The sequence below is a fragment of the Paenibacillus sp. GCM10027630 genome (assembly GCF_042676305.1).
Taxonomy (GTDB): Bacteria; Bacillota; Bacilli; order Paenibacillales; family NBRC-103111; genus Paenibacillus_S.
In genome coordinates, this window is the sequence record NZ_JBHTGY010000031.1 from 102860 (window position 1) to 126353 (window position 23494).

General features: G+C 45.1%; 21 protein-coding genes, 1 tRNA gene and 1 pseudogene. 19 read left to right on the forward strand and 4 right to left on the reverse strand.

What is annotated here, in order from left to right:
- Nucleotides 1-10 precede the first annotated feature (10 nt).
- Together coaE and ACFQ0C_RS14170 are read left to right on the forward strand one after the other, a co-directional pair.
- Nucleotides 11-607: a dephospho-CoA kinase gene (gene coaE / locus ACFQ0C_RS14165; protein ID WP_379367770.1), complete on the forward strand. Its 597-nt coding sequence runs from the start codon at nucleotides 11-13 to the stop codon at nucleotides 605-607.
- A complete protein-coding gene (locus ACFQ0C_RS14170) occupies nucleotides 604-1218 on the forward strand; it encodes a lytic transglycosylase domain-containing protein (RefSeq protein ID WP_379367771.1) in 615 nt (204 codons plus the stop codon). The genes coaE and ACFQ0C_RS14170 overlap by 4 nt, the downstream gene beginning before the upstream one ends.
- A 36-nt stretch (nucleotides 1219-1254) precedes the next feature.
- On the opposite strand, the gene ACFQ0C_RS14175 is transcribed toward ACFQ0C_RS14170, so the two are convergent.
- On the reverse strand, nucleotides 1255-1479 hold the full coding sequence (locus ACFQ0C_RS14175; protein WP_258212552.1) for an alpha/beta-type small acid-soluble spore protein: 225 nt from the start codon (nucleotides 1477-1479) through the stop codon (nucleotides 1255-1257).
- Between the two features lie 127 nt (nucleotides 1480-1606).
- On the opposite strand from ACFQ0C_RS14175, the gene nrdR reads away from it, so the two are divergent.
- The 8 genes and pseudogenes from nrdR to ACFQ0C_RS14215 all read left to right on the forward strand — a co-directional run bounded on the left by nrdR (nucleotide 1607) and on the right by ACFQ0C_RS14215 (nucleotide 10316).
- Nucleotides 1607-2083, forward strand: coding sequence for a transcriptional regulator NrdR (nrdR, locus tag ACFQ0C_RS14180; protein WP_258212553.1), 477 nt, complete (start codon nucleotides 1607-1609; stop codon nucleotides 2081-2083).
- A 168-nt stretch (nucleotides 2084-2251) separates the two neighbouring features.
- Nucleotides 2252-2327 (forward strand) — tRNA-Ala (locus tag ACFQ0C_RS14185).
- A gap of 192 nt (nucleotides 2328-2519) precedes the next feature.
- The gene (locus ACFQ0C_RS14190) at nucleotides 2520-3722 is read left to right on the forward strand and encodes a macrolide family glycosyltransferase (protein ID WP_379367772.1); all 1203 of its coding nucleotides are present in this window, start codon (nucleotides 2520-2522) and stop codon (nucleotides 3720-3722) included.
- A gap of 150 nt (nucleotides 3723-3872) precedes the next feature.
- Entirely contained in the window at nucleotides 3873-4310 is a 438-nt protein-coding gene (locus ACFQ0C_RS14195; protein WP_379367773.1) for an SRPBCC family protein, read from the forward strand.
- 111 nt (nucleotides 4311-4421) lie between these two features.
- On the forward strand, nucleotides 4422-5258 hold the full coding sequence (locus ACFQ0C_RS14200; RefSeq protein WP_379367774.1) for a helix-turn-helix domain-containing protein: 837 nt from the start codon (nucleotides 4422-4424) through the stop codon (nucleotides 5256-5258).
- Nucleotides 5259-5356: 98 nt separating this feature from the next.
- On the forward strand, nucleotides 5357-5953 hold the full coding sequence (locus tag ACFQ0C_RS14205) for a dihydrofolate reductase family protein (RefSeq protein ID WP_379367775.1): 597 nt from the start codon (nucleotides 5357-5359) through the stop codon (nucleotides 5951-5953).
- Nucleotides 5954-6613: 660 nt separating this feature from the next.
- Entirely contained in the window at nucleotides 6614-9286 is a 2673-nt protein-coding gene (locus ACFQ0C_RS14210) for a winged helix-turn-helix domain-containing protein (RefSeq protein WP_379367776.1), read from the forward strand.
- Nucleotides 9287-9394: 108 nt separating this feature from the next.
- Nucleotides 9395-10316 (forward strand): annotated as a pseudogene (locus ACFQ0C_RS14215) (NAD(P)-dependent alcohol dehydrogenase).
- Nucleotides 10317-10469: 153 nt separating this feature from the next.
- Here the strand turns inward: ACFQ0C_RS14215 and ACFQ0C_RS14220 are convergent.
- On the reverse strand, nucleotides 10470-11267 hold the full coding sequence (locus ACFQ0C_RS14220; protein WP_379367777.1) for an arylamine N-acetyltransferase family protein: 798 nt from the start codon (nucleotides 11265-11267) through the stop codon (nucleotides 10470-10472).
- Between the two features lie 215 nt (nucleotides 11268-11482).
- Between ACFQ0C_RS14220 and ACFQ0C_RS14225 the strand changes: the two genes are divergently transcribed.
- On the forward strand, nucleotides 11483-12850 hold the full coding sequence (locus ACFQ0C_RS14225; RefSeq protein ID WP_379367778.1) for an aminotransferase-like domain-containing protein: 1368 nt from the start codon (nucleotides 11483-11485) through the stop codon (nucleotides 12848-12850).
- Between the two features lie 659 nt (nucleotides 12851-13509).
- On the opposite strand, the gene ACFQ0C_RS14230 is transcribed toward ACFQ0C_RS14225, so the two are convergent.
- Entirely contained in the window at nucleotides 13510-14733 is a 1224-nt protein-coding gene (locus tag ACFQ0C_RS14230) for an MFS transporter (protein ID WP_379367779.1), read from the reverse strand.
- A 201-nt stretch (nucleotides 14734-14934) separates the two neighbouring features.
- Nucleotides 14935-15987 carry a helix-turn-helix transcriptional regulator gene (locus ACFQ0C_RS14235; RefSeq protein WP_379367780.1) on the reverse strand — a complete coding sequence of 351 codons (1053 nt, stop codon included), beginning with the start codon at nucleotides 15985-15987 and terminating at the stop codon, nucleotides 14935-14937.
- Between the two features lie 225 nt (nucleotides 15988-16212).
- Here ACFQ0C_RS14235 and ACFQ0C_RS14240 point away from each other — a divergent pair, with 225 nt between their 5' ends.
- The 8 genes from ACFQ0C_RS14240 (at nucleotide 16213) to ACFQ0C_RS14275 (ending at nucleotide 23336) form a co-directional block, all read left to right on the forward strand.
- Entirely contained in the window at nucleotides 16213-17433 is a 1221-nt protein-coding gene (locus ACFQ0C_RS14240) for a sensor histidine kinase (protein ID WP_379367781.1), read from the forward strand.
- 3 nt (nucleotides 17434-17436) lie between these two features.
- Nucleotides 17437-18063, forward strand: a complete 627-nt coding sequence (locus ACFQ0C_RS14245; RefSeq protein ID WP_379367782.1) for a response regulator transcription factor — start codon at nucleotides 17437-17439, stop codon at nucleotides 18061-18063.
- 51 nt (nucleotides 18064-18114) lie between these two features.
- Nucleotides 18115-18264, forward strand: a complete 150-nt coding sequence (locus ACFQ0C_RS14250; protein WP_379367783.1) for a VOC family protein — start codon at nucleotides 18115-18117, stop codon at nucleotides 18262-18264.
- Between the two features lie 18 nt (nucleotides 18265-18282).
- Entirely contained in the window at nucleotides 18283-18714 is a 432-nt protein-coding gene (locus ACFQ0C_RS14255; protein WP_379367784.1) for an SRPBCC domain-containing protein, read from the forward strand.
- A gap of 753 nt (nucleotides 18715-19467) precedes the next feature.
- Entirely contained in the window at nucleotides 19468-20439 is a 972-nt protein-coding gene (locus ACFQ0C_RS14260; protein WP_379367785.1) for a sugar-binding transcriptional regulator, read from the forward strand.
- A gap of 19 nt (nucleotides 20440-20458) precedes the next feature.
- Nucleotides 20459-21742, forward strand: coding sequence for a tryptophan synthase subunit beta (gene trpB / locus ACFQ0C_RS14265; protein ID WP_379367786.1), 1284 nt, complete (start codon nucleotides 20459-20461; stop codon nucleotides 21740-21742).
- Entirely contained in the window at nucleotides 21690-22523 is an 834-nt protein-coding gene (gene trpA, locus ACFQ0C_RS14270) for a tryptophan synthase subunit alpha (protein ID WP_379367787.1), read from the forward strand. The genes trpB and trpA overlap by 53 nt, the downstream gene beginning before the upstream one ends.
- A 186-nt stretch (nucleotides 22524-22709) precedes the next feature.
- The gene (locus ACFQ0C_RS14275) at nucleotides 22710-23336 is read left to right on the forward strand and encodes a nitroreductase family protein (RefSeq protein ID WP_379367788.1); all 627 of its coding nucleotides are present in this window, start codon (nucleotides 22710-22712) and stop codon (nucleotides 23334-23336) included.
- The last annotated feature ends 158 nt before the right edge of the window (nucleotides 23337-23494 follow it).

The following is a 23494-nucleotide window of genomic DNA, read 5'->3' on the forward strand; positions in this document are numbered from 1 at the left end:
GAGAATTACTATGAACATCGGTTTGACCGGAGGCATCGCCTGTGGCAAAAGCACCGTTTCTAACATGCTGGTGCAGCGCGGGGTGATGCTGGTTGACGCCGACCGTATAGCTAGAGAGGTTGTCGAACCGGGCAGCCCTGTGCTGGAACAAATAGCAGAACGGTTTGGCCAGGAAGTGCTGCTTGAGGATGGGACATTAAATCGCAAAAAGCTGGGTGAAATGGTTTTTGGAAACCAAGCAGCTTTGAAGGATTTGCAGGATATGATGCATCCTTCTATCAGGGCTTTAATGCGGCAAAGAATGAAGGATTACGAACAGCAGCATCCGGATAAGCTGGTAGTAGTAGATGTGCCGCTATTGTACGAATCCGGACTGCAATCAATGTTTGAAGAGGTAATGGTCGTTTATATTCCCCGAAATGTGCAGATGGACAGGCTTGTTCTACGCGATGGTTTGTCATTGGAGCAGGCTGAGAAAAGACTGCAGGCCCAAATGGATATCGAGCAGAAGAAAGCATTGGCTGATATTCTCATCAACAATGAGGGCTCCTTACCGCAAACAGAAGAGCAAGTAGAACAATTCCTGAGAAAGAGAGGGCTTCTATGAGCTTTGGCTTTTGGCGAAGGAAGCGGGTATTTGCACTTTTCTTAATTGCATTTATCATATTTTTGTTTTTAAGCAGCAGTATGGTGGGCCGATTACTTTATCCGATTCAATATAAGGATGAAATACTGCTTAATGGTGATAAATATGGTTTAGATCCGTTTTTGATCGCAGCCATTATTCGTGTAGAATCTAACTTCAAAGTGGATATCGAATCGAAAAAGGGCGCTTTTGGGCTAATGCAGCTTATGCCCGACACTTCAGATTGGATTGTGGAGATGGGGCGTTTCTCGTCTACTCATAAAGAAAATTTACATAATCCTACGGTCAGTATACAATTAGGATCATGGTACTTAAGCTGGCTGCACAAGCAGTATAAAGGCAATACAGTGGCGGCCATAGCCGGATATAACGCAGGACAGGGAAATGTAAACCGTTGGCTGCAAAATCAGGAGTGGGATGGTACACTGGAAAAGGTGAATTCGATCCCATTTGGTGAAACAAGGCATTACATTCAGCGCGTTTTATATTATTATAATAAATATCATAAGCTTTATGCAGAAGAGTGGGGAGTTTCGCCTCAAATGCAAAGAAGCATTGGACAAGCTCCCTGAGGAGCAATTGTCCAACACTTCTTCTTCCTAAAATGATTACTTAAATTGTCCAGCTAGTTGTTGTTCAGCGATTTGTACCAAGCGACGGGTAATGTGTCCACCGATCGCACCTGTATCACGAGTAGCCATGTTACCGTAGTAACCGTCTTGAGGAATGGAGATACCCAATTCCTGTGCTACCTCGTATTTCAGTTGATCCAACGCTGCGTTCGCTTGAGGAACTACAAGTACGTTGCTGCTCCGAGATTGTCCTGCACCCATGTCTGTTCACCTCCTTGTAGTTGGTAAACCTATTATGTGCGTTTATCGGAAGTTCATAACAGGGATTCGTTGGCAATCCCTTGGATTAGTTCGCAAGGGATATTCCCGGCAAAAGGAGTGTTAGAAGATGAAATGCCCATACTGCGATTACCTTGGAACTAAAGTGCTGGATTCCCGCGCAGCCAATGAGAACAAATCCATTCGCCGCCGCAGGGAATGTGAGAGATGCACCAAGCGATTTACGACGTTTGAAATGGTGGAGGAAACCCCGCTTATCGTTATTAAAAAAGATGGCAGCCGTGAGGAATTCAGCCGGGAAAAGATGCTCCGCGGTCTAATACGAGCCTGTGAGAAGCGCCCAGTGTCGGTAGAGCAGCTAGATAAAATCGTCTCTGAGGTGGAAAAGCAGGTCCGCAATACGGCGCATGCAGAAGTAGACAGCCGCAACATCGGTGAAATTGTAATGGAACAGCTGTACCCAGTAGATGAAGTTGCCTATATTCGGTTTGCATCCGTCTATCGTCAATTCAAAGATATCAATATGTTTATGCGCGAGCTCAATGACATTCTCTCCAAGCATGGCGTTGGCGAAGATAATAAATAGGCCGCAGGTGTGTGTTGTCATTTTTTGTTGACAACCTTTAAGCACCTGTGGTATTATCATTTTTGTCGCTACAGAGCTTTAGCTCAGCTGGAATTCCATGCTGGCCCGCGACAATGTTCCGAAAGTAACATGGGAAAATGAAACTTGTTTCCTTGATTGCGAATATATGGGGAATTAGCTCAGCTGGGAGAGCGCATCGCTGGCAGCGATGAGGTCAGGGGTTCGATCCCCCTATTTTCCACCAATATCTAACACAAACGACAGAAATGTCGTTTTTTTGTGTTTTGGGGCTTCCGGCAAATTATCTGAATCAACTTCGAAGCAAGACCCCACTTTCTAGGGATATTTTGTATTGTTTTTAGCCTAGTGTTCGTGCATTGTTGAAAAAAACGTATCGTTATTAGCGGAGGATGGCACATTATGAAAGGTGATGAATATGGCTCGTGTTTTGCTGATCAATGGAGGTTCCGAAGGACATATCAATCCAACCCTCGGTGTTGTTCAAGAACTTATCCGTCGTGGAGAAGAGGTAGTTTACTTTATAGCTGAACAGTTTCGTGATCGCGTCGAGCCAACGGGCGCAGAGGTGATCACATTCGATGGCAGCAAATTTATTGAGGCATTCCTTGCCGGAGGAAGAAATCCTTGGGGTCGAGTAGGCGGACTATTGCGCACCGCCGACATTATCATTCCCAGTCTTCTTGAGCAAACAAAAGGAGAACGTTTTGATTACATCATTCACGACTCGATGTTCGGCTGTGGGCGTTTACTTGCACAAATACTCGACCTGCCTGCAATCAATTCGTGTACGAGTTTTGCAATCCAAGAAAACAGTTTTGACAGTATGCAAGACCACCTCTCCAGTCATTTTCCAGCAGATGTGAATGAACGTGAACAACAAGACTTTCAACAACTGGTTAATAACGTGCAAGCGAAATACAATGTGCAAGTTGGCTCCGCCTACGAGGTTTTTTGCAATCCCGCCCCATTGACCATCGTCTACACATCGAAACGCTTTCAGCCTGATGGGGAAAGCTTCGATGAAACGTTTAAGTTTGTTGGACCCTCTTTCGTGCCGCACGCTCATGATCAATTTGATTTTTCTAATTTGGATACGGATCACCTGATTTACATATCACTCGGCACTGTTTTCAATCAAGCCGTGGATTTTTACAAGCTCTGTTTTGCCGCGTTCGCTGAAACGAAGTATACCGTGATTTTATCCGTCGGCAAACAAACCCAGATAGCGGACTTGGGAGACATTCCTGCGAATTTTATCGTACGCAACTACGTACCGCAAATCGAAGTACTGCAACACGCCAAATTGTTTATCACACATGGCGGCATGAACAGCACCAGTGAAGGTATGTATTATGGTGTGCCGTTGATTGTACTTCCCCAAAGCGCCGACCAACCTGTTGTGGCGCGACGTGTGGCTCAACTCGGTGTAGGCATTCAGCTCAATCAAGAAGGCTTAACCGCACAAGATCTCAGAGAGGCAGCGGAAAGCGTACTAAAGGATGCGTCAATTCCAAAGCAATGCGTTGAAATTGGCGATTCGTTCCGAGCTGCAGGCGGGTATCATAGAGCTGTCGAGGAGATATTCGTGTTTAAACGAAGTCTGGGCATGACTAAATAATCGAGTTGCCTCCAAGGGGCTTGCCGAAACGTTGGCACGTTTAGAAATGCCCTCTATGATGGGGAGTAATGCGGTAAAGTACGGATATAAACAATTGTATAAGGAATATGAAGTGGAATTCGACAGGTCCTAATGAATGGAGGAATTCAAATGAATAACTTGACGAAAATGGAGATTCGAAAACCTGCTTATGACGTTTTTGAAGCTTTTGTCAATCCTGAAAAGATTGGAAATTTTTGGTTTTCGTCCAGCTCGGAGAGATGGGAAAAAAGCAAAACAGTCACGTTGAGGTACGAAGAGTACAAAGCTCAAGGGGATATTCACGTGATCGAAATGATTGAAAATCGAAAGATTGTATTTGAATGGGGGGCGGAAGACGGGGGGCCGCACCTTGTGACAATAACGCTCAAGGATACGGATCAAGCAAGTACCATCGTAGAAGTGAACGAAGATGGATTTGACGAGAATGATCCTGATTTAATAGCAAAATTGGTGGACAATAAAGAAGGATGGGTCTATATGCTGACTTGTCTAAAAGGTTATTTGGAATTTGGAGTGAACCGATTGAGGAGCGCGTTGGTAAAATGATTGGAATTTAAAAATGCGTAACGCTTTGGTTTTCGAGCGTTGTGCATTTGCTCGCATATTAAAAAGAAGACAACTTTCCAGTTGCTCTGGATTCGTGTAAAATAAAAGATTATGACAACGATCAACTTTAACGTTTTGCCTCCTCCTCCAGCTTTAAGCCGGGATATCGAGTGCCTGCGAATCTCAACTCACTTAGGAGATCAACCACTCGAGGTTAAGGTTTGTCCAAGCGGTTACCCGGGTATCGTCTTCCAGCTTGCCGCAGATCAAAACGCAGCGATAGAAAGTATTGCAATCCGTTCCGAACAAACATCCAATATTCCGTTCTTATTTCTGCATGGACAAGGTTCGGAACCGAGCATCATGCGTTTTAGAGGTACACCTTATACGACGATCCAATTGGTTTTTAAGCCCCACGCACTATACAGCTTGTTTGGCTGGGACGCGGCAGCTCATAACCAAGGCCTCTTGGCTCCGGATCAATTCGATGCGGTGGAACTCGAGAGGCAGCTTTTGTCCGCGAACTCGACTGACGAACGGGTTTATTTGCTCAATCACTTTTTACTGACTGCTTTAAAGCAGACGAATAGGCGTGACGAGCTCATCGAGTTGACACTCGAATATATTCGCAAACATATCGCAAGTATTACAGTGCAAGATCTGGTTGCCGTATTTCATATTTCTGAGCGGCAATTTCAGAAACGTTTCGCCCGTGTCGTAGGCATGCCGCCGCATCTGTACATCAGAGTAAGACGCATAAATGAAGCATTGCGGTTGATGCATTCAGGGCAGTACGATCGATTGTCCGACGTCGCTTATGCGCTGAACTATTATGATCAGTCTCATTTTATACGCGATATGAAATTGTTCTCCTGGGTAAGTCCGAAACATATAGCGATGAAGGTTAGTGAATTTCATAGCGACCTGGCAGGGTCCTCCTATTTATAATAAAGGACGGGTTTGTCCAATTTTTTTATCGTAGTTCCGGGTATGATCAAGTTATTCCAATAGGAATTAATGATTCAAGAACCGAGGAGTGGTAGGCTATGAACAAAATTAAAATGCTGAATCGAATATCGATCGATGGCTATTTTGCCAGCTTAAATGAAGCGACTTTTGGTATGGATTGGTTTATTCATGACCCGGAGGTTGACAAAGCGGCACATGCTATCGGCGGCAAGATGAACATCCTTATTTTGGGAAGCACGACTTTCCGCGGATTTGAACGCTATTGGGTGCCAGTGCTCCATAATCCGGATGCGCCCAGTCATTTGAAAGAGATAGCTCAAGAACTGACTGACATGACCAAAATCGTTTTCTCCAAAACAATCAATGAGACTGAGTGGGACAACACCCAAATTTATAATGACAACCTGATCGAAGTGGTACGACAATTGAAACGAGACGCTAGTTGTGACATTCTTGTGCTGGGCAGTGGCTCCATCGTACAGCAGCTTGCCGAGGAAGGTTTGATTGATGAGTATATCTTTATTGTCAGTCCTGTTGTGGCGGGTAAAGGTAAACCTTTGTTTGATCACGTCAGCCAATTTGCACTCACTCCGGTAGAGGCGAGTACGTTCGAATCTGGAAACGTTGTGCTTCATTATGTGAAACCTTCTTCCACAGGGTTTTCCTCCGAATAGCTAAAACTAAATAGTAACGGGCTATACTGCTGACGAAAGAAAATGGCGAGTCATCCCCAAAAATTCCAATGAGAAAGCCTCCAAAACCACTGTCAAAGTGGAACTGGAGGCTTTTTTCTTGCGGAGTTTAAGCGGGAGTGGATGATTCTTGTTAAACAAATTAGAGCTTTAGATCTTTAATGCATCCCATGACCAAGGAGGATTTTATAGGGAGAGCGGCGATGAGCTCTGGAGGATTTTGTACGGAACAGATAGTTCCGCTAATCCATCAGCCGTCTCCAATCTGGGGCGATAGCGGAAGTGGGAATTCCGTTATGTTGGCCGAATTGGTGCATGTGTGCACAAAAACAGAGCAATAACGGAACTGGCTGTTCCCGTATCCCTCTGATTTTTGGACTTTTTAAGTGATAACGGAACAATTACTTCCGCATTGCCCTTCACTTCCTTGGAAGCAGTACTGATGGCTTCAATAGCGGCCGTAATCCCACACTCATCTCTCCAAAGCACACAAACGTAGATCACTCGTTTGCTTTTGGCACAGATTGTTGCAGCTCGAAGGCATGCTGAGAAAGGACACAAAAGGGATATAGAGCTAAACTGTCGAAAATAATAATATTCATATCTTGCCGCTGCAATTGGCGGCATAGAACGGTGGTTAGTATGTCCACACCTATTGTATTCACTAAACTATTTATCCCTCCGCCGCGGCCTAACGTTGTTATCCGCCCTCGTTTGATCGATTGCTTGAACGAAGGTATGCAGCGCAAGCTGACACTCATCTCCGCTTTTGCTGGATGCGGTAAAACTACGCTTGTCAGCGAATGGCTCGCAGGCTGCTCTCAACCAGCTGCATGGCTGTCACTTGAAGAGGGGGATAACGACCCTGCATGCTTTCTGACATACCTCTTTGCTGCTGTGCAGACGATTGCCCCGGATATTGGAAAAGGTGTGTTTGCTTTGCTTCGATCCCCGCAGCTCCCGCCAATCGAATCGATTATAACAGCCTTGCTCAATGAAATCACCGCCATTCCGGACCATTTTGTACTCGTTCTTGACGATTACCACGTTATTGATTCCAGAGCGATTGACAAGGCTATCGCCTTTCTGCTTGAGCACATGCCGCAACAGATGCATCTGGTCATCTCCACCCGCGAGGATCCACGTCTACCCTTGGCACGGCTACGAGTCAGGGATCAATTGACTGAAGTGCGTGGGGCAGACCTACGTTTTACCTCCACTGAAGCAGCCGAATTTCTAGGCAGCGTGATGGGGCTAAACCTTTCTCCTGAAAATATCGCCTTGCTTGAATCGCGCACAGAAGGCTGGATAGCCGGTCTGCAATTAGCCGCGCTTTCCATGCAGGGACATGAAGATCCCGCAAGCTTAATCCAAACTTTCACCGGCAGTCACCATTTCGTACTGGACTATCTGATTGAAGAGGTGCTGCAGCTGCGACCCGAAAGCATTCAAACTTTCTTGCTGCATACATCAATCCTCGATCGGATGTGCGGCCCTCTTTGTGATGCGGTTCTTTGCAGGAAAGCCGGGGAACAACAAGCCCCTTCTGCTTCAGGGCAAGAAACCTTGGAATATCTCGAACGTGCCAATCTATTCATCGTTCCGCTGGACAACGAACGGCGTTGGTATCGCTATCACCATCTTTTTGCTGATTTACTGCGGAAACGGCTGCACCAAAGTGTAACCTCGAAAATAAGGGATATTGAGAGGGACGTGGCTGAATTACATATACGTGCCAGCACTTGGTATGAAGACAATGGACTGGAGATTGAAGCTTTTCACCATGCCGCAGCGGCCAATGATATTCAGCGTGCAGCTCGCCTAGTGGAGGGAAAGGGGATGCCCCTGCTATTTCGTGGAGCGGTAGCCCCTGTACTGAATTGGCTGGATTCAATGCGCAACGAGGATCTGGATGCAAGGCCCTCGTTGTGGGTAATGTATGCTTCTGCATTGCTGATGGCGGGTCAAATGACCCGAGTCGAACAGAAGCTGCAAGCTGCTGAGAAGGCACTGCAAGGTGCTGAACAAGATGATAAGATACGAGATTTAATCGGACATATTGCCGCTATACGCGCTACTCTGGCTGTTAGCAAGCATCAGGCAGAAACCATCATTGCCGAATCGCGTCGTGCTCTGGACTATTTGCATCCGGACAATCTGCCTGTCCGCACAGCCACCACCTGGACGCTGGGATATGCTTATCAGCTCCAGGGAGATCGTGCTTCTGCTGGCAAGGCCTACGCCGAAGCATTATCGATCAGTCAGATGATCGGACATGTCATAATCAACATTATGGCTGCACTGGGCCTTGGGAACATATATGAAGCTGAAAATCAGCTTTGTGAGGCGGCTGAGACCTATCGGCAAGTTCTGAATATGGCAGGTGATTCACCGCTGCCTGCTGTGTGTGAAGCTCATCTGGGCTTAGCTCGTATATGTTATGAATGGAACAACCTGGATGCCGCTATGCAGCATGGTCAACGGAGCGTCCAACTGGCGAAGCAGTTTGAACAATCGGACAGAGTTGTTGCAGGTGATGTGTTCCTTGCCCGCTTGAAGCTTGCGAAGGGAGAGGTGAGCGGCGCGGCGGCTATTTTAGCCAAGGCGGAACCTATCGCCCGTTTGCAAAATTTCGCGAGCCAGCTGCCGCATATTGCCGCTGCTCAAGTGCTTGTGATGCTTCATCAGCATCAGGGCAATCTGGCGGCAGCCGCTCATTTGGCTCAGAAGCACGAGCTTTACATGAGTCAGGCTCGGATACATCTGGCACAGGGAGACGCGTCTGCAGCACTCGCGTTGCTGGAGCAGGCGGAGACAAAGGGATGGGCAGATGAACGGCTTAAGGTAATGGTTCTGCAAGCGGTTGCTCTGCACGAGCATGGCGAAAAGTTCAAGGCTGTGCAAATGCTGGCAGACGCTTTGACAATGGCCGAGCCTGGCGGCTTCATCCGAATCTTTCTAGACGAAGGTATCCCGATGCTTAGGTTATTGCTTGAAGCCGCTGCTGCCCATGAAGTTATGCCGAGCTATCTAGGTAAATTGCTGACCGAATTTGAAGCTGAAGAACCCAAAAATGGAACCAAATTTAGTCAGCAGCTAGCGCAGCCTGCCAAGTTCCTAATGGAGCCGCTGAGCAGGCGGGAGTTGGAAGTTTTGCAGCTCATAGCCCAAGGACTCTCGAATCGTGAGATTAGCGAACGGCTTTTTATTGCGCTAACTACAGTTAAAGGGCATAACCGGATTATTTTTGATAAACTGCAAGTAAAACGTCGCACCGAAGCTGTAGCATGTGCCCGCAAGCTAGGTCTCTTGTGAGTTTACCCTCTTACATTCGGAACAAATTTTAAAACAATACTTTAGTATCTATATGTCAATACCGTATTACAGCTATACTAATTGCAAATTGAGGCTTGGAGGAGACCCATGAAAGCAATTATATGCACAAAATACGGATCACCGGATGTATTGAAGCTCAAAGAGGTAGAAAAAGTTATTCCGAAGGACAATGAAATATTGGTAAAAGTTTATGCGACAACTGTAACTTCAGGTGACTGCAGGGTTCGAAGCTTTAACAGTCCTCTCACGTACTGGATCCCAATGCGAATATTTTTAGGCCTCAGAAAACCAAGAAAACCTATACTCGGCGTGGAGTTATCAGGTGAAATAGAAGAAGTGGGAAAAAACGTTAAAAAATTTAAGAAGGGTGACCAAATTTTTTGCATTTACGGGGATGCGATTTGGTGCTTATGCCGAGTATATCTGTTTGTCTGAAGATGGATTGGTAGCTATAAAACCAGCCAATGCGACCTATGAGGAAGCGGCCGCTGTTCTTTTTGGGGGGAATACAGCATTGCATTTTCTTAGAAAAGGAAATATCCAGAGCGGGAAAAAAATTGTTATCTATGGAGCTTCCGGAGCGGTAGGTACTTCCGCGGTACAGCTTGCCAAATATTTTGGGGCAGAAGTTACTGGGGTATGCAGTACTGCAAATATAGAATTGGTGAAATCTCTGGGGGCCGATAAAGTCATTGATTACACGAAAGAGGATTTTACAAAAAGAGATGAGCGTTATGATATCATCTTTGATGCTGTTGGGAAAAATACAAAATCAAATTGCAAGAAAGCACTGGCTCCGAACGGGATTTATGTGACAGTTGAAGGGCAAGGGATTGCAAAGGAACGTATTGAAGATTTAATTTTCCTCAAAGAACTTATTGAGACGGGGAAAATAAAATCGGTCATAGATAGATTTTATCCGCTGGAACAAATTCCTGAAGCTCATCGATATGTAGAAAAAGGGCATAAAAAAGGGAATGTGGTCATCACGGTGAAGCATGATAACTAGCTCTAGTAAGCATTGGGCTCATGCTTGGAGGTTCAGTCATTTTGGAAGATTCTATCTACCATATTATCCTGAATATTAGGGTCACCAAAGAACCCTCAAATCCAACTTTGATTAAAGGTGGGTTTGAAGGTTCTTTTGCACATTTTATGGGATTCACTCAATAGGTTTTCGGTTGTGAAAGCCAAAATACTCATCAAAAAGCTCCTTGAATTTCAAGCTGTCAATTTTCACTTTTGTTAATGTACCTTGATTCCATTGGGTAAATGAAGTGTCGGTTAAAGTTATGCTGCCTTCATCTGTAATTTTTGTTATTAATGGATGCTTATTAAAAGAAGAAGCGGGATGTTCTACAACAATCTTTTGAACGGCATTACATTCTGAGAAGTCAGCTATAGGTCTCATGGAATCAAAGGTGTATCCAATTCTCCAGTCGGAATCCTTATGTTTCAACTTCATTTCAAGAACATAATCTCCAAATTCACCGGCCCTTTTTTGGATTCGAAACTGTCCATTGCTTGAGGTTATGGTTTCTCCGGATAAAGGAACAGGTTTTAATGGGAGATTTCCTCCAAACCCCGTATCTAGTATATAGATTTGTTTCTCGTGATTGAGAAGGATGGTTACATGTGTTCTCCCTAGCGTGAAAAAAGCTTGAGTATCGTTATTATAGACCACCCCACGTGTTAGAACAGCGTCAAATCCATTCTCAATTAAGAAAAGATAGAGCAGCGCGTTTAATTCGTAGCATAGCCCACCTTCGTTAGCAACTAAAAGTTTGTTGACCAAATGTTCTTTAGAAATAACGCCGATTCTTTTTTCAATTATACATAAATTTTCAAAAGGAACGGTTTTCGCCATTTTTTCAAGTACATCAGCCAGGCCTTCAAAAGTAATAGTATCGGTTTCCGGGAGATTCATTCTATTTCGAAATAAAGTATTAAGTTCACTCATCGATCATTCCTCCATTATCTTTTAAATTCACCTTCATATCATCCGGCATGCACCGCTGTCTATAGATGGCCTCGGCGTTCAAATTAACCTCAAGGTTTCGTTACTTAAAAGGATACGGCGAAATTATAACCCGAACAATAGCGAATTAACTAAACTGTATCGATACAGTTGGCAATTCGTATATAATAATTAGAGAAAAGCGACGGGGAATGATAGTGAAAAAATATTTGTTTATTCTTTCCGATATAGAACAGAAAATATTAGACGGACAATACCGTCCGGGTCAAAAGCTGCCTTCCGTTCGCGGAGCTGCGGAGCTATACGGATGCAGCATTAGTACGATCACACGGGCATATGCAGAGCTGGAGAAGCGGCACGCCATTTACTCGATTTCACAAAGCGGCTATTACGTGGTCGGAAAAACGGAAGATTGGTCTGACGACAAGGAGGACAAAACGATAGATTTCGCTTCGGTGCTGCCGGATGTAGATGTGTTTCCTTATTTGGATTTCCAGCATTGCTTGAACAAGGCGATTGATATATACAAACACCAACTGTTTACGTATGGCGATTCTTCGGGTCTGGAGAAGCTTCGCCATACACTTGCTTCCCACCTGGCCGGATATCAAGTATTCGCGAATATGGAACGGATTGTGGTGACTTCTGGCGCGCAGCAGCCGTTGGAGCTATTGGCTAAAATGCCGTTTCCGAACGGGAATTCGATCATTCTGGTCGAACAGCCGAGCTACGATATATATTTGCGATTTCTTGAGAAAGAAGGAATTCCGGTTAGCGGAATTGCCCGTACAGCAAAAGGGCTCGATTTGCGCCAATTGGAGGATACGTTCAAAACGGGCAGGATTAAATTTTTTTACACAATGTCAAGATATCACAATCCGCTAGGCACCTCGTATAGCGCAGATCAGAGGAAAGCAATCGCCGGTTTGGCCAGCAAATACAACGTATACGTCGTAGAGGATGATTATATGGCCGACTTGGGTGTAGAACAAGGATTTGATCCTATTTACGCCTACAACCGAACTTCACATGTCGTTTATTTGAAGAGCTTCTCAAAAATCATTTTTCCGGGCTTGCGATTGGGTGTAGCTGTATTGCCTGAAACTTTGCTTGAGACGTTTCACGCATACAAAGGATATTCCGATACATCGCTGCTATCCCAAGCTGCACTCGAGGTGTATATCAAAAACGGCATGTATGAGCGGCATAAGAGCAAAATATGCAGCCAATATGCAGCCAGAATTCGCTTGCTGAACGAAGCCGTGGATCGATACAATGATGCGGGATTGATACAAATATCGAATGTTAGCTCTGGTATTTATGTGCAGTTCAAGCTGCCCCTTACAGTCAATCTGGAGGTTCTGATGAAGCGGCTTGTGGAGAGAAACGTCATCGTAGTATCAGGCAAAAGATTTTATTTATCGGATTATCTGGAACGGGAGAAATTTCTGAGGATCAGCATTTCACGGACTCAGTCAGAGAAAATTGAAAGAGGGGTTAAGACGATTGTCGAGGAGGTTGCTCGAATGGTTAATGATCCAACTGCTCGATCCTCCATTACATAGTGGATACTGAACCCATCTGTCACCATTTGTATAGTGAAGATCAACAGTAAAACTTGGATTGCGTTTTCCTGAAGGGTTTATTGTCGAACACAATGTGTCAGTGCATTATTAACACAAATAATGACCACCTTGTACACCAACGAGCTCGGTCCTGCGGACTCAACAACGAACCCGGTCCTTCGGCCTCAACAACGGGAGCCGAGGCTGGAAAGGTGCTGCTGAACATGGCCCTGAAGGATTTTGTACGGAACGGAAAGTTCCGTTATTCCATCTGCCGCCTCCAATCCGGGGGAATAGCGGAAGTGGGAATTCCGTTATGTTGGCCCAATTGGAGCATTTATGCACAAAAACAGAGCAATAACGGAACTAGCTGTTCCCGTATCACTCTGATTTTAGGAGTTTTCAGGTGATAAAGGAACAATTACTTCCGCATTGCCCTTCATTTCCGTAGATGCAATACTGGCGGGTTGTTCAGGGTTATGTGCAGGTGATCTTTTCGCTAAAAGTACAGTGAAGCTGTACATGGTACACCTGGAGAAGAGTTCATGGCTATCAAGCTCTGGTCGTCCGCTCTTTTCCTGTTAAGCGAAAATGATAAGTCTCTTACTTATGATATATGGTTAGACTGAGCAAAACTAGGCGAATGGAAGGCAATGCCTTTATCTTTGCAGGCTCCGAGCAGCCTTACTGGCATACAGTGTAATTCCTAGTCCTGCCGCGTATACGACCGCACCAAATCCATAGGCGGCGGTGTAGTTTCCGCTAAGGTGGATAATCCACCCGGAAAGCCCCGGCCCCAGCATCTGTCCGACGGCGTAGAAGACAGATATAAAACCGAGCGCGGCGGCAACAATGTTTTGTGGCACCTGCTGCGCCGCTTGAATTTGAATAAGCGTCATTAAACCGCCGATGCTCGATCCCCATAGCATGGAGGAAATAATAAAGCCTGTCACACTTGGTGTGAGCATTGGAATCAGGTCTCCTGCGACCGCACAGCTCCAGGATAGAACGAACATCCGGTTTACTCCGAAGCGGTCGGACAAGCTGCCCCATACGGGTCCGCCCACAATACTGAAAATTCCTGCCACTGCATACGTAATTCCTGCTGTTTGGTCAGATAACCCTTGGTCAAGCATGAAGCCGGTCTGGTACAGATTAGGGATAAGATAAGCTAACCCAATCAGGAAATATAGCGAGGCGACTCTCATAAGCCCTTTGTTCTTGAGCCAGGCAGGTTTGTCCTCAATGCTCTTTCTGCTGCTGCTTGCTGCCGGATTTCTCAAAATGACAAGCGCAGCGAGCACCACTATTAACGATAAAAAGCCGAAGCATAGCCAGACCGCGCGCCAGCGCCAATCGGGAAACTGCCCGATTAAGAATGGAACGAGAAAGCCGCTCAACAGCATGCCGATTCCGGCACTGCTTAGCAGAAGACCAAGCACGGTACCTTTACGATTGGGGAAAAAGCTCAGCATAATTGTCATTAGCGGGGTGAAGACCAGGGAGCTCCCGGCTCCTGCGAGAAGCATGAAGGGCGCTATCGACTCCACGGAAGAAACCCAGGACAAGCCAAACATACTGATAATAACCGCGCTGCCGCCCATCAGCAGAACTGACTTTCCACCCCAGCGAATAGCTAGCAGGCCTGAAAGCCCGACAGTGACTAGATACCCAAGAAACATGATGGTTCCCAGCATACCTCCTTGGGAGACGGAGAAGCCGAGATCTTCTTCCATGTAAGGAAGAATGAGGCCATATGCCATTCGTGCAAAGCCGGTTGTCGTTATGACGAGCAGCATGCCAACCAGAATAAATGGCCAGAAATTAACCGACGATAAGCTTTGTTGTCCATCTTTCAATCTATCCATCTCCATTCTGTCCATAAATAAAAAGCTCTTGTTGTCATGTTACTGCTGCCTACAGCATTGCCTCTACCCCCAGACGGATTTAAGCTGTCGTTTGCCGGAAACAATGATTCAGGGATTGTTCGTTTAATCAGAATGATTGAATCGGACTATCTCTTGGGCTTTAACGCCAAAAGAGCCCCCAAACCGATTATGGCTGGGGGCTCTTTTGGTGGCCGGTTAACCTATAATGGTGGACAAGGGGGCTTGCAGGAACAGGCCTCCTGCCCCTCCGTTCACAGAGGGTGGGTAACTGGAGCTTCGGCGAAGCAGCGCCCCGGGGTTGACTCCGTATTGCTTTCGGAATGCCTCGGCAAAATGGCTCGGATTGGAGTATCCGACGGTGCAGGACACTTCATTCACATTAGCGTTCCCTTCTTGAAGCAGCAGCCAAGCTTGTTCCAACCGTTTTTCACGTAAATAGCCAAAGACGGTATTGCCGTACATCTCTTTGAATCCCACCTTCAGCTTATAATCATTCAGTCCTACTAGCCTCGAGAGCTGAAGCAAGGACGGAGGTTCACTCATTCGAACCATCATAATTTCGCGCGCAGCCTCGATTCGCGACTGCTCATCCCTGGTCAGCAGCGGTTTAGTCTCTTTTGAATTCAACAAGAAGGAACGGAAAGCAAGCAGCAGCAATTCCAAAATTCGGCATTCCAGTTCAATACGGTGTAAATCTCGGCTTTGCAGCCCTCTTACAAGATGTTTGAGAATGACGGCTGCTGCGGGATCGATTGTTTCCTGAAATATTCTGTATGGTTTTGCTCCCAGCAGTTCGGAGAAATCAATTGATCTTCCGCCAGCTGCCTCTGTCAAGTAATCATGAAAAACAGCTACCGACATACCAATCCCAAGCATCATAAATGGCTGTTTGGCATCGAATTCCAACCTTGCTTCAGCCGTATTGATTAACTGCAAACTCCATTGTCCTGGTACTATTTCTTGTTCGGAGGCAGCCAAATTGGATCTTCTCGTTCCCTGAAAGCAATAACCAAACTCCACCATCGGCTCCAGGGAAAACAGTTCTACGGTCCTATCGGAGGTTAGTCTGAAATCTGATAGAACAAGCTCCATTTCCGGCCTTGGATGAAGGCGATGAATTAGGCCCGTCCCCGCCGGATGCTGAATCGTGATATTTCTAGATAAGTCCTCCCGGTGGTTTGTAAGTGGCTCCAACTGATCGAAGAAATGATTGAAATTATGATGAAAAGCCGCTGCATGCGCATGCATAGTTTTCACACTCCGGTCACATGAATGGAATTAATGATAATCATTCTCATTATAGAGAAGATTGAGCTTTCTGTCGAACCTCTGGCATAAAACTGCAAATCACCCCATACCTGCCCAGAGATTAATCAACAGATCTTTTTCAAGAAAATATCGAATTGTATTATATAATAGGAAGATGACATAGAGGAGTACGAACTCTTACATGATAAAGGTGATAGGACGATTATGGACATTGTAAAGGATTTTTTGCTGCAAATAGCTTTTATAGCAACGTTAATTTTTACCTTTCAAATATTTTTTGCGGAGAGGTCTGACAAAAGTAATCATGTAAAGATCATCTTGATTGTATTATTGGGGCTATCTATCGTATTATCGATGTCTTTTCCTGCTTATATTAACTCCAATATCCGTATGGATATTAGAATCGTTCCCTTATTATTAGGGACTTTATATGGGGGCTGGAGAACAGGCTTAGCCTTATCTACACTTATCATTATGTACCGGTTTTATCTCGGGGTCGATTTGGGATTGTATACTACCATTCTAACGTTATTATTTGGCATGCCGGTGATCATCTATTTTCAAAAGCTTTACATAAAGTCAAAAAAGAATAAAAGGATACGAATTGCGATTCTACTATCCATTTACTATTGTTTAGTTGGACTCATAGTGGGGACTACTATAAGAGGATTTTCACTTGAAGTTTTTCAAGTACAATTAATTCATATCCATATTATTGTTGTGGTAATGTTGTTCTTCACTTCTTTAAACGAAACGATAAATGAAATGATCAGAAAAAATCAGCAGCTGCAATCAGAAGCCAAGGACGCGGAAATCGCCTTCTTGCGTTCCCAAATCAAGCCTCATTTCCTGTATAATGCTCTCAATTCCATTGCATCATTGTGTATCGATGAGCCTAGTAAGGCTGAGGAATTGACGATAGATCTTTCACAGTATTTGAGAAGCAGCTTTGACTTCAAACAACTGGATTCACTAACGACGATAGAAAATGAATTGGAGCTGGTGAAAGCTTATATCAACATCGAAAAGGCACGTTTTGGCGCCAGATTGCAAGTTGAGTACGATATCGATGTAAATCTGGATATCCGGATTCCACCGCTCATTTTACAGCCAATAGTGGAAAATGCTATAAGACATGGCCTGATGTCCACTTTTCGGGGAGGAGCCGTCAAAATAACCGTGAAAGAGGAAGCGGGATCCGTAGTCAGCTTCGCTGTAGAGGACAATGGATGCGGTATGACTGAACAAAAGCAGGAGGAAATACTTAAGCCAGATGCGGAAAAGAAGGGCATAGGGCTGCGGAACATCAGTCAGCGTATTAAGCTGCTTTATGGAAACAATATTCGTATTGAAAGTGCCGAGGGAATAGGGACGAAGGTTTTATTCGAAATTCCCGATCAATCGATCAAGCAGAGTGGAGGTTGAAGCATGCTGCGAGCCATTATCGTGGATGATGAAGAATTATCATTAAAACGTTTGAATAAGATACTATCCGAAAGCGGCGAGATCGAAATATGCGAATCGTTTCTGAACCCGCTGGAAGCTTATGAATTTGTAAAGAGTAATCAGGTACATGTCGTATTTCTGGATATTTCTATGCCGGAAATTGACGGTATGAGACTTTCCAGCCTTTTACTGGAGCTCGATGCTTCCATAGATATGGTGTTTGTAACCGGATATGATAATTATGCGGTTCAAGCTTTCGATATAAATGCAGTGGATTATCTCATGAAGCCTGTATCCTCCCAGCGAATGTCCAAAACGTTGGACAAAATAAAAAAAAGACATCGGATTATGGCTGTTGAGCCTTCCATAGAGGTCAGGAGTCCCATAACACAGATAGAAGAACCGTCTTCTACTGAAATACTGACCGAGCAGGAAAAGAGAATTCTTCGATTGATCACGGATGGTCTGTCGAACAAAGAAATCGCCAATCACCTGAGCATTAAGACTGAAACGGTAAAATCGCATATAAAAAATTTATATAGAAAGCTTAATGTAAATAATAGAGTGCAAGCGCTGCAGCGTGCCAAAGAATTGATGATACTTGCGTGAGAGCCTGTATTTAAAACCATTGATGCGAAGAGCAGGGAAGAAGTAGATGAAATGGTAAAGTTGGTGGCAGAGGCTGGCGGTACTATTTTCAGTAAACCCACAGAACATCAAGGCTGGATGTATGGCTGCGGTTCTGCTGATTTGGATGGACATAGGTGGAATATGCTGTATATGGATATGAGTAAATTATCGAAGAAATAAAGGCTAGGAGGTGCTGCAATGGATAAATGGTCTTCTGAGTCTCCCAAGATTGTTGGTCAAACAGCTTCAGCGGGTTTTCAAATCGGCGTACGAAGAACGCTTCCAATCTCAGTGGAGCAGGCTTGGGCGTTTCTAACTTCTGCTGAGGGTGTGAAACTATGGATCGGTGATGTACCGTCCCTTAAATTTAGCGTAGGGGAATCTTTCACCTCCCAAGAAGGTATTTCAGGCCAATTCAGGATCGTCAAACCGAATCAACAGCTTCGTCTAAGGTGGAAGAAAGTGGAATGGCCGCAGCCTTCCACGCTGCAAATCAGGCTGCTATCAACTAAGCCCGACAGAACAACGATTAGCTTCCATCAGGAGAAGCTGGATCATGCGAATACACGGGAACAGATGAAGCTGTATTGGGAAGATGTGCTGGACACGATTACAGAAAAACAAGCTTAGCCGCTTAGTAAAAAAGATGAGCTGAATGAAAGATGAACAAGTTTAGCTATATCGACTAGCCCAACCAATTATGCTGCATATTTTAAGAGTCTCCATGACGAAATAAATACGAAATGATTCAACGATTAAAATTAATGCCTTATAAAATCAGGGGCCTAAGCTCTACCCATTAAGAACTTTAACACACCAGATTGGGTGTGTTTTTTAGTTCTTTATAGAAACAAAGTTCTTAACATTTTCTAAGATTTTTATGTATGCAAACATCAGGCGGTTTCCTTCTTAAATATTCGGATGTCGGGGAGATTGCTATAGTTACTAAAGGTCTAGAACGGAACAGAAAATTCCGTTATTTAATCTTTTGCCACCAATTTAAGACGATAGCGGAAGTCAGAATTCCGCTATGTGGCGCGAATGATCAGTGCAAGGCAACAAACAGAGAGATAATGGAGGTGCGTCTTCCGTTATCTCTCTGTTTGTTGTGCTTTCCAAGCAATAGCGGAATGATTACTTCCGCTTTTGCTTCAACTAATGATTATGAAAAAGGTTTACTTAAGAAATCAGTGCTAGGGGTTACAGGTTTTATCAAACTGGCGTACAGACGATAAATTTCATTGAAATCCTGTTATTTACAAAGTTAACCAAGTTCAGATGTTGCATAAAGAGAAGCTTAATTGTATACTCAAATAAATGATGTACATATGATCTTATTATGTACAAATGTTCAAGTGGCAATGATAGGAGGTTTAAGATGGTATGCCTGAGATAAATCATGAACGATTTCGGCTGCTGGTAAAAATATGTAAGCTGTATTATGAGGATGGCTTGAACCAATTGGATATCGCCAAGCGTTTAGGGATTTCCCGTCCGCATGTTAGCCGAATGCTAGCAGCTGCCAAGAGCGAGGGCATTGTGCGAATATCGATACATAATCCGTTCTCCAGCGAGCAGGAGCTTGAGAAATGCTTTATTGAAACCTTCGGCATTCAAGATGCGATAATCGTTGATTCCTCTGATTCTGATCCGAACAAGCTGCACGCTCAGCTCGGCCGTACGAGTGCCGCGCTTATAGAGTCTGTACTGATGGACGGCGATATTGTTGGGCTTATGGCCGGGCGGACTGTAGCGAGCGCAGCAGAGGAGCTGGATTATTTTGCGAGAGAAGGACTGCAATTTGTACCTTTGGTAGGCGGTTGGGGATCTGAAGGGGGAGCATGGCACGCAAGCTCTAACACAATGGCCTTTGCGAACAAACTGAAATCCAAATACTGGATGGTTCATGCACCTGCCGTGGTGGCCAATGTAGAAACGGGTATATTATTGCGCCAGGAACCGGAGATTGACAAGGTGCTTCAGCTAGCGCAGCGCAGTCGCGTAGCTATCATTAGCATTGGCGAGGTTAGCGAGCAGGCGACTATGGTGAAATCGGGAAATATGAGTCACGAGGATATTACAGAGGTGGAAGCACGCGGCGCCGTGGCGAATCTATGTGCTTCCTTCATCGATCTGGACGGGCGGGAAATCGATTTTCCGGGAAAAAATAGATTTATCGGCTTGACGGCAAGAGAGCTTCGTGCCATACCGAACGTTATTGGAATAGCTGGCGGCGCCCAGAAAGTAAAAGCAATTACGGCGGCGTTGCGCGGCAAGTGGATCGATATTCTCGTAACCGACGCTGCGACAGCGAGGGCGATTATCGATTTTCATCGAAGTAATGAAGCAAAGTAAGAAGGAAGGAGATTGTTCCATGTCTGAGATAAAGTCGGTATTCAAGTCGGGTCCCGCTGAAGCCCATACGCTGTTATCAGCGAACGGTTACTATGGAAATTACGGAGGTTCGTTCATACCAGAAATTCTCGTTCCCGCATTTGAAGAGATTTCCAAGCAATTCGAGGCGATAAAAAATGATGAAGCTTTCTGGCAGGAATATTGCGCGCTGCTGGCTGATTATTCAGGCCGGCCTACCCCGCTGACCTTTGCGGATCGTCTGACGGAGCATTTTGGCCGTGCGAAAATCTATGTTAAACGCGAGGATTTGAATCATACAGGAGCACATAAGCTCAATAATGCTCTCGGTCAAGCGATGCTTGCCAAAAAAATGGGTAAAACTCGGATTATTGCCGAAACGGGGGCCGGACAGCATGGAGTAGCAACAGCTACGGTAGCGGCAAAGCTAGGATTGTCCGCGACTATCTATATGGGGCGCGAGGATATGGAGCGCCAATATGCCAACGTCTTCTGGATGAGACGGCTGGGAGCAGAAGTCGTTGCAGTCGATTATGGATCGCAGACGCTAAAGGATGCGATTAATGAGACGCTGAGAGACTGGGTATCCAGTTTTGAAACGACCCATTATGTTTTAGGAACGGCATCAGGTGCCCATCCCTTCCCGGCTATTGTGGCATTCTTTCAATCGATTATCGGCATTGAAGCCAAACAACAGATTATTCAAGCGGCCGGTCGGCTGCCAAGCCATGTCTATGCATGCGTTGGCGGGGGCTCGAATGCACTTGGTATATTTCAAGCATTCTACCCGCATGATGAGGTGCAGCTAATCGGAGTTGAAGCGGGTGGGCAGGGCAAGGAATCCGGCAATCACGCTGTGCGAATTGCTTATGGAGAAGGGAAGCCTGGTGTCGCTCAAGGTTATAAAACCATGTTCCTGCAAAATAAGGATGGACAAATGCATGATACGCACAGCATTGCGGCAGGCTTGGACTACGTAGGTGTATCACCGATTTTGGCCGATTTATCCGAGAAGGGGAGAGTTCAGTTCGCAGCAGCAACCGATGCGGAAGTAATCGATGCGTTGGAGGTAGTAATGAAGACAGAAGGGCTGATTCCTGCTTTGGAGTCCACACATGCTTTTGCTGGGGCATTCCAGCATATTGCTGAATCATCGAGGTCGGATATCTTCATTATTAACATGTCCGGGCGAGGCGACAAAGACATCTTCAATGTAGCGGAGGGATTGCAGGATGAAGAATGGAAAGCATTTATCCAACGAAAAAACAAGCAATACAACGATTAAGCTCGCTGAGTATATCAAGGGCAACAAAGCGGCATCCGGAAAGTCCATTCAACTGATGACACATCAGATTCTAGGTTATCCCGATTTCGATACCAATTACGAGATGATCCAACTGTTTCATGAAAATGGCGTTGATCTTGTGGAATTGCAGTTGCCTTTCTCGGAACCTATTGCGGACGGTCCTGTATTTTTGCGAGCGAATCAAACCTCGTTGGCGAACGGGACGACGACTCGGCAGTGTATGGATTTTGCTAGGCGAGCCGTTACAAGCTTTCCGAACATCTCTTTTATATTCATGACTTATTATAATATTGTCATACAATACGGTATTGAGCCATTCATTAGAGAATGCGCGGACATCGGTATCCGTGGGCTGATTGTACCGGATGCCTTACCTGAGGAAAGCAGTGACTTCATGAATGCATGTCGTGAATATGGGGTGGAACCGATTCTTATCGCCACTCCCTATACAACTGATTTGCGTTTAGCCTATTTATCGGAGCAAACCAAAGGCTTCCTCTACTGCGCGCCCCGAAAAGGAGTGACTGGCTCGAGAACAGCATTCGGTGATGAGACTGACGATTTTTTATCCCGTGTACGCGGGTTTGCCAAGACACCGATCGCTGTCGGATTCGGTATTCAGACCGGAGAGGATGTTGCATTCCTGAAGGGGAAATGCGATATCGCCATTATTGGAACTCAACTGCTGAATATTCTGGAGAAGGATGGGCTCACAGGCGTAGAGAGGTTTTTGAAATCCGTGAACAGTAATACTCGATAACTTAAAGTAATTCGGGGACTAAACAAAGAGCTAATCTCGCCACGCCGAATAAGGTGTGGTTTTTTGTTGTAAATAAATCTATTGATGCTTACATAATATTTTATGCTTACTTTTTAAAAGTAACTATGGTAATATAACTATTGTAATTATATTTGGAATATTTTAGATCAGAGGAGAGAAGATACAATGAGCCCATTCACTGAGCTTTTAAAATCCAGGAGATCAGCTAACAAGTTCAAATCAGAAGTGACGATCAGCAGGCAGGAGCTGGACGAGCTTTTTACTCTTGTTAAGTTTGCTCCGTCCGCTTTTAATTTGCAGCATACACATTATGTGGCAGTAACGGATCAAGAATTGAAGGAACAAGTACATGAGGCAGCTTTCAAGCAATATAAGGTCTTAACCAGCTCAGCAGCGATTGTTGTGCTTGGAGATTTGGAAGCGTATCGTAATATCGGGCCAATTAACGAGGGGTTATTGAGCCTGGGCATTATAGATCAGCGGGAATATGACGAAACCGTGAGTAGTGTGCATGCTATGTACGAGGGCGGAGGCGAGCGGTTCAAACGGGATGAGGCCATCCGTAATGCAAGCTTATCTGCTATGTTATTCATGCTAATCGCCAAGGATAAAGGCTGGGATACTTGTCCGATGATAGGTTTCGATCCCGACCGAATCACACAAGCGCTTAACATTACGGACAGGTATGTTCCTGCTATGCTGATAACTTTAGGGAAGGAAGATACAAGCAAACAAAGACCACGCGGTTACCGTAAGCCGAATGGGGAATTTGTCAGTTACAACGGTTTTTAAGCGACGCCTCAACTAATAGTAAGCTGTAGCCCGGAAAGTGGACTCTCTTTATAAGAGTACCCATTATTCGGGTTATTTGCGTTAAGCACAATAAATGGGAGGCTCTTGGAGAGAAATATGCTTTTAAAAGAGAGCTGCGGTTTGACAACTACCTTAAA

Excerpts from the sequence above, each read along its gene's own strand:
- coaE (WP_379367770.1), top strand. The coding sequence starts at position 11 with ATGAACATCGGTTTGACCGGAGGCATCGCCTGTGGCAAAAGCACCGTT.
- ACFQ0C_RS14170 (WP_379367771.1), top strand. The coding sequence starts at position 604 with ATGAGCTTTGGCTTTTGGCGAAGGAAGCGGGTATTTGCACTTTTCTTA.
- ACFQ0C_RS14175 (WP_258212552.1), bottom strand. The coding sequence starts at position 1,479 with ATGGGTGCAGGACAATCTCGGAGCAGCAACGTACTTGTAGTTCCTCAA.
- nrdR (WP_258212553.1), top strand. The coding sequence starts at position 1,607 with ATGAAATGCCCATACTGCGATTACCTTGGAACTAAAGTGCTGGATTCC.
- ACFQ0C_RS14190 (WP_379367772.1), top strand. The coding sequence starts at position 2,520 with ATGGCTCGTGTTTTGCTGATCAATGGAGGTTCCGAAGGACATATCAAT.
- ACFQ0C_RS14195 (WP_379367773.1), top strand. The coding sequence starts at position 3,873 with ATGAATAACTTGACGAAAATGGAGATTCGAAAACCTGCTTATGACGTT.
- ACFQ0C_RS14200 (WP_379367774.1), top strand. The coding sequence starts at position 4,422 with ATGACAACGATCAACTTTAACGTTTTGCCTCCTCCTCCAGCTTTAAGC.
- ACFQ0C_RS14205 (WP_379367775.1), top strand. The coding sequence starts at position 5,357 with ATGAACAAAATTAAAATGCTGAATCGAATATCGATCGATGGCTATTTT.
- ACFQ0C_RS14210 (WP_379367776.1), top strand. The coding sequence starts at position 6,614 with ATGTCCACACCTATTGTATTCACTAAACTATTTATCCCTCCGCCGCGG.
- ACFQ0C_RS14220 (WP_379367777.1), bottom strand. The coding sequence starts at position 11,267 with ATGAGTGAACTTAATACTTTATTTCGAAATAGAATGAATCTCCCGGAA.
- ACFQ0C_RS14230 (WP_379367779.1), bottom strand. The coding sequence starts at position 14,733 with ATGGACAGAATGGAGATGGATAGATTGAAAGATGGACAACAAAGCTTA.
- ACFQ0C_RS14235 (WP_379367780.1), bottom strand. The coding sequence starts at position 15,987 with ATGCATGCGCATGCAGCGGCTTTTCATCATAATTTCAATCATTTCTTC.
- ACFQ0C_RS14240 (WP_379367781.1), top strand. The coding sequence starts at position 16,213 with ATGGACATTGTAAAGGATTTTTTGCTGCAAATAGCTTTTATAGCAACG.
- ACFQ0C_RS14245 (WP_379367782.1), top strand. The coding sequence starts at position 17,437 with ATGCTGCGAGCCATTATCGTGGATGATGAAGAATTATCATTAAAACGT.
- ACFQ0C_RS14250 (WP_379367783.1), top strand. The coding sequence starts at position 18,115 with ATGGTAAAGTTGGTGGCAGAGGCTGGCGGTACTATTTTCAGTAAACCC.
- ACFQ0C_RS14255 (WP_379367784.1), top strand. The coding sequence starts at position 18,283 with ATGGATAAATGGTCTTCTGAGTCTCCCAAGATTGTTGGTCAAACAGCT.
- ACFQ0C_RS14260 (WP_379367785.1), top strand. The coding sequence starts at position 19,468 with ATGCCTGAGATAAATCATGAACGATTTCGGCTGCTGGTAAAAATATGT.
- trpB (WP_379367786.1), top strand. The coding sequence starts at position 20,459 with ATGTCTGAGATAAAGTCGGTATTCAAGTCGGGTCCCGCTGAAGCCCAT.
- trpA (WP_379367787.1), top strand. The coding sequence starts at position 21,690 with ATGAAGAATGGAAAGCATTTATCCAACGAAAAAACAAGCAATACAACG.
- ACFQ0C_RS14275 (WP_379367788.1), top strand. The coding sequence starts at position 22,710 with ATGAGCCCATTCACTGAGCTTTTAAAATCCAGGAGATCAGCTAACAAG.